General features: G+C 40.2%; 6 protein-coding genes. All 6 read right to left on the bottom strand.

What is annotated here, in order from left to right; translation table 11 throughout:
- Positions 1-709: 709 nt before the first annotated feature.
- The gene (locus EV210_RS18375; RefSeq protein ID WP_132082820.1) at positions 710-3,457 is read right to left on the bottom strand and encodes an AAA domain-containing protein; all 2,748 of its coding nucleotides are present in this window, start codon (positions 3,455-3,457) and stop codon (positions 710-712) included.
- Positions 3,458-3,669: 212 nt separating this feature from the next.
- A complete protein-coding gene (locus EV210_RS18370; RefSeq protein WP_132082819.1) occupies positions 3,670-4,743 on the bottom strand; it encodes a Fic family protein in 1,074 nt (357 codons plus the stop codon).
- A gap of 139 nt (positions 4,744-4,882) precedes the next feature.
- Positions 4,883-8,080, bottom strand: a complete 3,198-nt coding sequence (locus EV210_RS18365) for a type I restriction endonuclease subunit R (protein WP_207900773.1) — start codon at positions 8,078-8,080, stop codon at positions 4,883-4,885.
- On the bottom strand, positions 8,046-8,729 hold the full coding sequence (locus EV210_RS18360) for a hypothetical protein (RefSeq protein ID WP_132082818.1): 684 nt from the start codon (positions 8,727-8,729) through the stop codon (positions 8,046-8,048). Before EV210_RS18360 ends, EV210_RS18365 begins: the two co-directional genes overlap by 35 nt.
- Entirely contained in the window at positions 8,726-10,114 is a 1,389-nt protein-coding gene (locus EV210_RS18355; RefSeq protein ID WP_132082817.1) for a restriction endonuclease subunit S, read from the bottom strand. Before EV210_RS18355 ends, EV210_RS18360 begins: the two co-directional genes overlap by 4 nt.
- Positions 10,104-11,714 carry a type I restriction-modification system subunit M gene (locus EV210_RS18350; RefSeq protein ID WP_207900772.1) on the bottom strand — a complete coding sequence of 537 codons (1,611 nt, stop codon included), beginning with the start codon at positions 11,712-11,714 and terminating at the stop codon, positions 10,104-10,106. Before EV210_RS18350 ends, EV210_RS18355 begins: the two co-directional genes overlap by 11 nt.
- Between the last annotated feature and the right edge of the window lie 30 nt (positions 11,715-11,744).

Genomic DNA, 11,744 nt, shown 5'->3' with positions numbered 1-11,744 from the left:
CAACCGTTCCCCGACAGCCTGTTACGCTTATTATAGCATAATCTTCCAGGCTGAAAAGAGAAAATTCTATGAATTGCTTTCACACTGCCGCCTTTTAACGAAGGCGGCTTTTTTATTTTCCCGCCGCGCAGTTCGCGGTTTCCCTCGCTGCCGGCAGGCCCGTTCCATCTTCCTACAACAACCGGAGAGCCAACATAAAAAACCCGTGAATATCACCGCTTAAGAGGCGATATTCACGGGTCTTCTCTCTCCCGTTGCTGTACGTTGTTGTAAAAGTAAAAAAGCTTTCCGGAACTAAGTCCGGAAAGCCTTGTTTCTTCTGGTGACCCACGTAGGAATCGAACCTACAACCTACTGATTAAGAGTCAAATTTAAGCGCCATTTTTCGTTTTCAAAACACCATGAATGCTTGATAATGCTGGCTTTTCATTACAGACCGTCACAGAACTTTTTCGCCGCGTTGTTGTACGGTTGTTGTAGTACACTACTGACGAGCGAGGGGGAGAGCTTGATTCCCTACTCCTTTTTAGAGCAGCTCACCAACTTAAATTCGCAGTATAAGTTCTACCAATCGTATATATGTAAGAACTGCCCGAATCGCAATAGCACTGCTTTCAAAGTCCCGTAATTGTCCTCTATAAAAATACATTCTTATCATCTGTGATACCCGCCTCATTTTGGGGGCGGGTCTTATTTTTAACCTAACCACCTAGATAACATTCAGTACTTGTTCTATCTCATTCTTTATTTTAAATTCTTCTCTACTGCCATTTGTCGCAAGCCGTAAAAGACGCAGGTCATGTTTATCTAAAATACTATCTTTCAATGCATCTCTCGCCAATTGTGCCGGATTGTTTTCATGAAAGGCAAAGCCATCAACTTCAATTATCAACACCGGCTTCCTATTCAGCTTGTAATAAACTACAAAATCTACAGAAGCATTATGATTTACATAGCGTACTTCTTCCGGCGTTAGCTTATCGTCATTTTTAAGTAGGTTCCGCAACAATACTTGCATAGTAAACTCAAAACAATTATATTTGTCTTCGCTAATAATATCATCCAGCAATTGCCACATTATGTTTTCCGATTGATACTTTGAAATATTGGGCAAACGCTTTTTGAATGCCATAAATTTACATGAATACTCCTTGTACAGTAAATCGAATACAGAAACCACTTCACTCTCAATTAGATGCTCATCTAATGTATGGTATTCGATGTAGCGAATCAGATCACTTACTTCTTTTCCCGCTTTTTCAAAAAACGAGTGATCGGTTACCAATACAAACTGATCTTGTGCTCTTGAAACAGCAACGTTTATTTTACAAGGATCATCCACAAAAGCAAGTCCCTTCTTACCGGGAAAAGTATTATCCAGAACTGTCGACATAATCATAAGCTTCTTCTCTCTGCCTTGATATTTATGTACGGTATCGCACTCCATACTATTATCATAAGCCTTTCCCGCTCTGTCCGCCTGGTTTCTGTAAGGCGTGGTAAAACCAATCTCAGTAATATCTTTTGTAACAAGATGAGGATTTTGTAAAACTTCTTCGATAACATCCAGTTCCCGTTGATTATATTTCCCCCGGCTTTCTCCTTTTGTCACTTCCCGCATATGATTTCCCTGAACAGTACGATAGAAAATAAACGGAGTGTCATTTGTATCTTCCCGCGTAAATGGAATCAATGCACCACGGTAATATTTCTGGTTACAAAACCCAATAATTTTAGGGTGACACCGGTAATGCTCTTTGAGAATAACTCTGGGCAGCTCCGGGTAGAGAGCAAGAATGGAAGAAAGAATATTGTGCTGAAAATAGTCATAAATATTCTCCACATTCGCTGTTTGTATTTTGTCCTTTATCTTCTCATCCACGATATGCGGTAATTGTTTTGTATCGCCTACAACAATTGCACGTTTACAGCAGGACAAGGCTAGCGCCCCTGACAGCAGATCAACCTGTGAGGATTCATCAATAATTAGATAATCAAATAGATAGTTATCAGGTACGCAATTACGTAAAGAGTGCGTAGTACTGAGTACAACCGGAAACCGTTCAATGAATTTATCGAAATGCCCCTTATAAGAAGCACCCGTAAATTGTTCAACTTTTTTATCATGATAGCGACCATATAATTTCTGTTTGAATAAGATTGTCGAATATTCCTTGTGCTGAGCTAGCAACTGCTCAAACTCCGCATTAGCCAATTCTTGCGCTAAGGCCTTCTTGCGCTGCTCAAGGCCTGCTATTTTTAAATTGTAATACTCTTTTTGTAAGTTTAAAATAATAGCGATTTCATTCTCTTTTAGTTTCTTAAAATCAGTAAAGCCATATTTTATCAGCAATTTTAATCTGTATGTAAGCTTGTGGGATTTGTGTTCTTCCGTTGCAAAATAATGATCGGATAAAAAAGATATAACCCGTTCCGGCGTTTTACGATAAAACAACAATCGTTTAATTTCTTCAATATCCTGATTGTCATAGTATCGATTGAAATGTTGTCTCTCCGTATAATAAGCCGCTAATTCTTGTTGAACTTTCGCCTGCTCATTATTTAAATTCAACAAATAATTGATTCTGCCATTCAAACTACTAATCTTCTCAAGTAATACACTTTCCTCAATCTCGCTTTTCCAATCGGTTACATCATACAGGGGCAGCTTCTCAAAGAAAGCCTTCCGATTTTTCTTATTGCCGAGAAAAGCCAGCAAAAAACCATATTGCTCTTTTTCCAGCTTATCTTTAACGTTTTGTACAGCTGCGTTATTGCCAGACACCACCGCCACCGACTTGCCCTGCATAATGGCAAGATTCGCAATGATATTTAAGATGCTTTGCGTTTTTCCTGTCCCAGGGGGACCTTCAATGACTGAAACATTCGCTCGTAAGGCGTTTTCCAACGCTTGCTTTTGGCTCAAATTAAAACTGAAAGGAAAGATTACATCATTAGTATCATGATTCAAACACTGTAAAGGCTCCTTAGTTATATAACAGCCTAATACACTTTCAAGATTTATACAGGTTAAACGATCATACTCCCTCTTCAAGAAAGCTTCTTCATCATCGTCGCTTTTAGTGTACGGAGCAATTTCCTTCCAATAGTTTAAGATATCTTGTGCAACATTATGATTTAAACTGTTATCATCTACCCGTATAGCGTCTGAATTATATACTTCACTTTTCTGTTTATCAAATATTATTTTTACTTTTCCATTAAACTGTAATATTTGGTTTACACCGGTTAAAAGAATGTTGTTGTAATATATCACTTGATCTATGACATCAATTACTGTTGGGTTTTCTTCAATCACTACGTTTTGGCGGCTGTATGGAAACGACTTTAAGCTTTTAAACATGACATTCACTTTTGTACCGTGACGGGTATACGATAAAACATTTGAAGTTTCATCTTTTCCTCTAATCAAGATTAAATATTTGGTTTCATCCATGTGCTTATGTCCTTTAGTCCAAGTATTTTTATAACTTGACGTGCAGAAGGAATAAGTGTTACCTATCAACTATCATATAAATAAGAGTGCAAATCTAAAAACGTCTCCTGTATCTTTTTTCTGCCATCTCTGTTTATATCTCAAGTAAATTGAGAATTTTTATCCAGTACTACAGTCCATCATTCCGAATTGCAAAATTACCTGAGCGCTCTTCAGTTCCCTGCCGCCTGAACTACTTCAAACAATTGCTTGTTGAGATAAATTCGCTCCTTGCCAATTTTCTGCGATACAAGGAAACCAGCTTCTTCTAGCGCCGACAAATAACCGGCCGCTGTCTTGCGCGAGACGCCAAGACCTGCTTCCACGTAAGCCGTTTTGGTATAAAACTCATAAAATAACAGCTCCACCAGTTCTTTGGAATAAACCCGTGGTAGCGTATTTTTTATGTCTTCTGTAGTCTTGTCCACCACTGCATTAATTCTTTTCACCAACAATAATGTCTCTTCGGCGGTTTGCTCAATGCCATCCAGGATAAAAAGAACCCATTCCTCCCAAGCTTCTTTCGTTCGCACTTCCTGTAGCAGCCGATAATAGGCGCTTTTATTGCGTATGATGTATTTACTAAGATATAAAATCGGACTGTCTAACAGTTCTTTAAGAACAAGGTATAAAACGTTTATAATTCTCCCGGTGCGTCCATTCCCATCATAAAAAGGGTGGATCGATTCAAACTGGTAATGAATGACTGCCAATTTGATCAGCGAGTCAATCGCATCGTAATCATCATTGATATATCTTTCCAGGTTTGACATAAGTGCAAGAATTTCTTGTTCACTACTGGGTGGTGTATAAATCACTTCACCCGTTGTCTGGTTTTGCAAAACCGTTCCCGGTAACTTTCTGATACCGGCGCGGTTTTTCTCAATGTCTTGTTGGATTTCAATAATCATATTCGTGGTCATCATCTTATTTGCTTTGACGAGTTCATACCCTTTCCAGAGAGCCGTCCGGTAGTTTACAACTTCCTTGGCCGCAGGATTATGATAATTTGCTTGGGACATAGCCTTGAACAATTCATCGTGAGTGGTTATGATGTTTTCTATTTCGGAACTATCTTTCGCCTCATTGATGGTCACTGCATTGAGCAAAATGTTCTTATTAGGCATCGTATCGGCAAAGCCTTTTAACTCCGCCAGTGCTCTGTGGGATCTAACCAACTGTTTTAACACTTTCTTAGTCTCAAGGTCAATATCAGGCGGTAAACATTTTAACGTACTATCTTGCATCGTGTCGCCCCCTTTTATTCCATTATATGGGTAATACCTTCCTATATCAATATAACGTGAGTAGAAAACAAAAAAAATTACCCACGTTTTTAAAACATGGGTAAGCGTTACCTATATAATTAATACGATACTAACTCTTTTATACTGCCCATCCCTTACAAAGAAGCTCGGCTTGTGCCAAAACAAGTTCAGTGGCTTTTTTCTCCATATTAGGTGGATATCCGTATTGACGTAGTAACCGCTTTACAATGACCCGTATTTGAGCCCTAGCTGGCTCACGCAAATTCCAATCAATTGTGACACTTTGTTTAACTTTTATCACTAACTCTTGTGCGAGAAATTTTAGTTTTTCGTCACCAATGATATCGCGGGCACTACCATTATCAGCAAGAGCATCGTAAAAAGCCACTTCATCATCAGATAAGCCTAGCGTTTCTCCTCGCTGGCCAGCTTCACGAATATTTTTCGCCAGATCAATTAAAGCTTGAATAATCTCAGCAGCTTCAATAGATCGGTTTTGGTATTTACGAACTGCATGCTCCAACATCTCTGCAAAAGATCGTCCTTGAACTATATTTTTCTGAGAGCGGCTTCTAATTTCATCATTGATTAGCTTTTTCAGTAACTCAAGGGCTAAATTTCGTTGTGGTAACGTCTTAACCTCTTCTAAAAACTCATCAGATAGAATGGAAATATCAGGATTCCTCAATCCGACTGCTGCAAATATATCCATGACTTCTGTAGAAATCACGGCCTTTGAAACCAGTTGTTTAACTGCTGCTTCCATTTCATCCGGCGTTTGATTGCGCTCATTACCAGTTATTTTTATCAATGCTGCCCGGACTTCTTGGAACAGCCTGATTTCATCCCGAATTGCTAAAGCATTTTCATCAGGAACAGCTAAGGCGAAGGCTCTGCTGAGAGCAGTAACAGCCGGGAGATAGCGATTTTTTCCCTCAGGGCTGGCAAGAATAAACTCCATAGCCTGAGTTATTCCAGAAATCCTTTTCCGCTGCTCGCTATAAAGGATAGTCCGATAATCAAAGCCATGAAACATCGCACGTACGACTTCATATTTTTCCATTAATACAGAAACAGCCTGCATCTGATCAATGGCCGTACTACCTTCACCACCACTTGCGGTATAGTCTGCTAAGGCCCGTTTTAAAGAATCGGCTATTCCAAGGTAGTCTACAACCAAGCCGCCGGGCTTATCGCGAAAAACACGATTTACTCGAGCAATTGCTTGCATAAGATTATGTCCACTCATCGGCTTATCAATATACATGGTGTGTAAGCTAGGGCAATCAAAGCCAGTTAACCACATATCTCGAACAAAGACCAATTTAAAATCATCTGTCGCATCCTTAAATCGTGTAGCTAATGCTTCTCTCCCCATCTTACTTCGTATATGCGCCTGCCATTTAGGATGATCAGAGGCAGAGCCGGACATTATGATTTTCATAAAACCTTGCCCATCATCATCGTGATGCCAATGCGGTCGGATTTTTCTTACCGCTTCGTATAAGTCAACACAAATTCGCCGACTCATACACACCACCATTGCCTTACCATCCATGGCACCCAAGCGTTTTTCAAAATGCTCTACAAGGTCAGCAGCAATCTGGCATATACGTTCCTCGGTTCCAACCATAGCTTCCAGCGCTGCCCACTTTGTTTTTAGATTTTGTTTTCCTGCCTCTTCTTCTCCCTCTGTAATTACCTCAAATTCAGGATCAATGTTTGGTTTTTCCTCTTCTTTGAGTGCAATACGCACCAAACGGCTTTCATAGTATATTGGTACCGTAGATCCGTCTTCAACCGCCCTCAACATATCATACTTGTCAATATAATCTCCAAATACAGCCGGCGTACTACGATCATTGTTTTCAATTGGAGTACCAGTAAACCCGATGAAAGAAGCATTTGGGAGTGCGTCATGGAGATGCCGGGCGAATCCATCAATAAATTCATATTGGCTTCGGTGAGCTTCATCAGCAATAACGACAATATTATCTCTTTGGCTAAGCAGTGGATGTGTATCGCCTTTTTGATCTGGCATAAACTTTTGAATAGTGGTAAAAACGACACCGCCGGAAGCAACCTTTAGAAGTGTTCTCAATTGCTCTCTATTCTCAGCCTGTACTGGCGATTGCCGCAGCAAATCTTTACATCGGGCAAAAGTTCCAAACAATTGATCATCAAGATCATTACGATCAGTAATAATGACAAGAGTCGGATTGAGCATATCTGGATGACGAACAATCTTGCCGGCATAGAAAGTCATAGATAGACTTTTGCCACTCCCCTGAGTATGCCAAATCACCCCGATACGGTGACCACCGAAATGTTGCGTTCCGGGACCGTAGAAACTATGCCCCTCCTTTACAACAGCAGCAGGACTTGTAAAGTTAGGAAAACGGCCAATTAGTTTATCCTCACTGATTGCAATGCCGCAAGCTGAAAAAGTGTAAAAAATTGCTTTATTCACTGCCCAATACTGATGATAGGCAGCTGCTTTTTTAATAACTTTTATTCCATCGTCTTCAAAAACAATAAAATTTAATATGTAGTCAAGAAACCGCTTGCGTTCAAATAATCCCCGAATCAAGACCTCCAGCTCAGGAGTACCTTTTTTTTCAATTTCTTTTCCATCTATTGTACGCCAAGGTACAAAGCGGTCCCAACCACTTGTTATCGTCCCTAATCGAGCTTGAATGCCGTCAGATATAACCAGAATTTCATTAGTAACAAACAGCGACGCTATATCTTTTTTATAGGTTTGTAATTGATTGAACGCCTGTTTGATAGTCGCATTCTCATCTCCCGGGCTTTTAAGTTCTAGTACAGCTAAAGGCAGCCCGTTAACAAAAATAACCATGTCAGCTCGCCGATTACGATTATCTGCTATAACCGTAAATTGACTAAGCGCTATCCAGTCATTATTGTCAATCACGGTGAGATCAAGCAGCCAAACCTTCGTATAATGACTTCCACCATATTTATTACTTGAAGGAATTTCTACATCCACGCCGTCAGTAAGTAATCGATGAAAAAAACGATTACCATCCGCCATATTTGGAGAATCAGCTATTAAAATCTTACGAATAGCTTCCTCAATTCCCACCTGAGGTACATCGGGGTTAATACGAATTAAAGCTTGCCGCAGCCGTTCCACAAGAATAACTTGCCGATAATTCTCCCGCTCCGCCGAAGGCATACCTGGAGCAATATCAGGCCCGTGAAGCACAGTATATCCTAATTCGGAAAACCAGTATAAGGCTGTTTCTTCGAGTAAGTTCTCATTCATTTCCTGCTTCGTTGTCTGCATCTCCATTTATCACCTCCTGCTTCCGATCAAGCGAAGCGGCCAATTCTTCACCGATTTCTTTATATGCCTGATAATCCACACTAAACAAAACTTCACTTGAATAAAACTGAATACCGCCAATCTCAATCATGCCATATTCTGCATCAATTAATCGATCTTTTACCAATTCTCTAAGTGGCGGACTACTCATGCGGTTTTCAGCCTCAACCATTTCCTTTAAGTGTTGCTCCGTTCCCGCTACTCCAAACAGAACTTCAAATATCCAGATTGCTGCCAACCGGATACCTTCTAATTTATGTAATTCTGGAACACCAGTAGCGCCACTATGATATTGGTCGTTGCGATTTTGATGGTAATAAACGATATCCGCCTGTTCAATTGTTTCTGTTAGATTACGCCGTTTGAGCTCTTCATAAAAAAAGTCCAACTTATTATGATAATTTCTTTGCCATTTATCAATATCTTCACGTTTATATTCTCTATTTCCTCGCTGAATCGGATGTAAAGACAAATAGGTTGTAATCGCGACTTCAATACAATTGTCAAAAGAGATGAGAGCAATCCGGCGATCAAAATCTTCCCCCTTTAGGAAATGGGTTTCCGCGTGAAGAAGCATATCGAAAGGACCTTGGGCCCATGGCTTTAAACCGTTCATAAATGGCTCTCCACAATTTTCTCTGCATCTTTTACTCGCAAACTACCAGATAAAAGCTTTGAAAGAAGATGATCTCGGAGTTTAGCTAAATTATACATTTCTCTAGCGCACAATCTTATTCGCGAGTAAATTTCGTTCCCAAAAGCATTAAATGCTTTTAAAACTTCCTCGTTTGGATGTAAAAATGGTATTGTGCGAAAATTTTTCTTACTAATTTCTAAAAAGGTTGCACCGTTTGCTCTCGCTAAAACATCTTCCATATGGAATCGAGTCCAATTAAGAACATATGCATTTGTAATCAGATTATCACAAATCATAGCAATGATTCCCTGGTTTACAGAAATAGGAATATCTGATATCGCAAGATATCCAATAGGAGCACGAGATGATAGCAATACAGTACCAGGTGGGAGTATTCCAGAACTGACTTTTGCTACTCCTTTATCTGTAAGATATCGTTCCGTATCAACAAGAGCTGTCGACAAAAGACCAGACATATCTTTAGGAGTACAAAATGGATGAACTCCGCCTTCCCAATAATCAGGAATTGCTGTACTTGGGGTTCCTCCACCTACAACTTTAACAACATCTCCAATTGTATACATCTTCCACCCATCGGGAGTCCATCCATATTCACAAGTATTAAGTTTACTGGGAAATAAGTTGCGCACTTTTTCTGTTAGAATCTTGCCTTTATTCCCCAGAGCTTCACGCAGAGCACCTCGAGAAGTCAACTCTGGCGGAATTGGCTTGCCAGTAACAAGAACATTGTCAATTACCGGATCAAAGTCCACAAACCAGCTTTTAAACAGCCCTTGTGCCATGCTTTCTAATGTCTCGTTCATTCTTTTATTTAATTCAATTTTATCATCCAAAGCAACAAGTATATGGGCAATTGCCTGTTGCTCGTATATCGGTGGTACAGGTAATAAAACTTTAGCTAGATCAGTTCCTCGAATTCCAGCGGCTGCCACCTGTTCAATAATAGCCTCGATTGCAGCTTTACCTAAATGTGATTTAAAAAAATAATAATAAAAATCTGGATTTGCAAATTCCAGGTTAAGTCTACAACGAATTAAATGGGATTCAAAGGTGGTCTCACTACCAATTTGCTTTACTATGCTACACTTTCCTGCGCCTTCCCTTACCAACGACTGCCTGGCAAAAAGAAGATCTCCTGGATGCAACAAATAGCTATCTTTTTCTTTATCAGATATAGGAACTAGATCCATGGGAGGGTCATACAACCTATCATAGGCGAATATTTCTCCCATATTAACCATTTTTATTCCTGATCCACGTACTCGTTTGGGACGAGTTAGTCCATTTCTTAATGGTATGAGAAATAAATCTTCGAATTTTTTTGTGCACCACTTACTTGCCAAAGCCTAGCACCTCCAGATTGCGGCGTATTACTGTATCCAAATCTTGTGCTTCCCGCATCTGCTTATATAAACGTTCGGTAAGTTCAGCCATTCTGTCCTCAAAAACCACTCCATCATCTTTTACTTCTTCCGTCCCAACATAGCGACCAGGGGTAAGGATATAGTTTTGAGCGCGAATATCGTCAATAGTAGCAGCCTTACAAAAACCAGGTTCGTCTTTATAGGTACCGTCTTTTTCTTCACCACGCCAGGCATGATATGTGCGAGCAATATTGGCAATCTCTTTATCTGAAAGTTCACGATGGGTACGATCAATGAGCGCACCTAATTTGCGAGCATCAATAAATAGCGTTTCGCCAGCACGTCCCCGAAAACCACGTTTACAATCCGGCTTCTTAGACCGAGTAAGAAACCATAGGCAGACAGGAATTTGCGTAGTATAAAAAAGTTGTCCTGGTAGCGCAACCATACAATCTACCAGATCAGCTTCGATAATCGCTTTACGAATTTCACCTTCTCCGGAGGTATTGGTAGACATAGAGCCGTTAGCCAGGACAAATCCCGCAGTTCCATCTGGAGCTAAATGGTGAACAAAGTGCTGAATCCAGGCATAGTTAGCATTGCCACCATCAACCGTGATAGCAGAACCATCCTTTTGCTTGCGCGAACCACCGCTCGGAGGAGTCCCATAAGCCCAGCGGACATCGTCTTTGACTTTGGAAAAACCCCAGTCTTCATCATTAAATGGCGGATTTGCGAGAACAAAGTCTGCTCTAAGGTCTTTATGAGCATCTTGCAGAAATGATCCTTTCTCATTCCAACGAATGTCGGCATCTATGCCACGAATGGCCATATTCATAAGAGCCAACCGCCAAGTAGTATAGTTCATTTCTTGTCCGTATATGGATATTTCCTGGCGATGATTTTCACTGCTAGAACGATTTGTATAATCCTCTACAAATCGAACACTCTGAACAAACATGCCCCCTGAGCCACAGCAAGGGTCAAAAACACGCCCTTTTATAGGCTCAAGCATTGTTACTAAGGTTTTTACTACACACTGGGGCGTGTAAAACTCCCCACCGCCTTTGCCTTCTTTCTCCGCAAATTTAGCTAAAAAATATTCATATACTCGACCTAAAATATCTTTTCTCCGACTTTCGGCATCACCAAGGCCGATAGTAGCAATTAAATCAATCAACTCGCCTAAGCGTGTCTTATCTAATGCAGGCCGACTATAATCCTTTGGTAAAACACCTTTGAGTGATTGATTGTCCCGCTCAATAGCAATCATAGCTGCATCAAGCAATTGACCAATCTTAGGATCTTTGGCCAGGCCTTGCAATGTATCCCAGCGAGCCTCCTTAGGAACCCAGAAAATATTTTCAGCCAAATATTCATCTGGATCTTCAGGGTTAGCATATTCTTCTTTTTGAAGAGCTTGATACTTTTCCAAAAAAGAATCCGAAATATATTTTAAAAAGATTAATCCCAATACTACATGCTTGTATTCAGCTGCGTCCATAGTACCACGTAATTTATCGGCAGCATTCCATAACTTATCTTCAAAGCCAAGATTAGCACCTGTAAGATTCTCCATTTTCATCCTCCAATAATAAAAAAAATAACA

It is taken from the genome of Anaerospora hongkongensis, assembly GCF_004339805.1.
Lineage (GTDB): Bacteria > Bacillota > Negativicutes > Sporomusales > DSM-15969 > Anaerospora > Anaerospora hongkongensis.
This window is presented reverse-complemented; position numbering and strand designations above follow the sequence as displayed.

Bases quoted from the DNA above. Each gene is read 5' to 3' on its own strand.
- EV210_RS18375 (WP_132082820.1), bottom strand. From the start codon at position 3,457: ATGGATGAAACCAAATATTTAATCTTGATTAGAGGAAAAGATGAAACT.
- EV210_RS18370 (WP_132082819.1), bottom strand. From the start codon at position 4,743: ATGCAAGATAGTACGTTAAAATGTTTACCGCCTGATATTGACCTTGAG.
- EV210_RS18365 (WP_207900773.1), bottom strand. From the start codon at position 8,080: ATGGAGATGCAGACAACGAAGCAGGAAATGAATGAGAACTTACTCGAA.
- EV210_RS18360 (WP_132082818.1), bottom strand. From the start codon at position 8,729: ATGAACGGTTTAAAGCCATGGGCCCAAGGTCCTTTCGATATGCTTCTT.
- EV210_RS18350 (WP_207900772.1), bottom strand. From the start codon at position 11,714: ATGGAGAATCTTACAGGTGCTAATCTTGGCTTTGAAGATAAGTTATGG.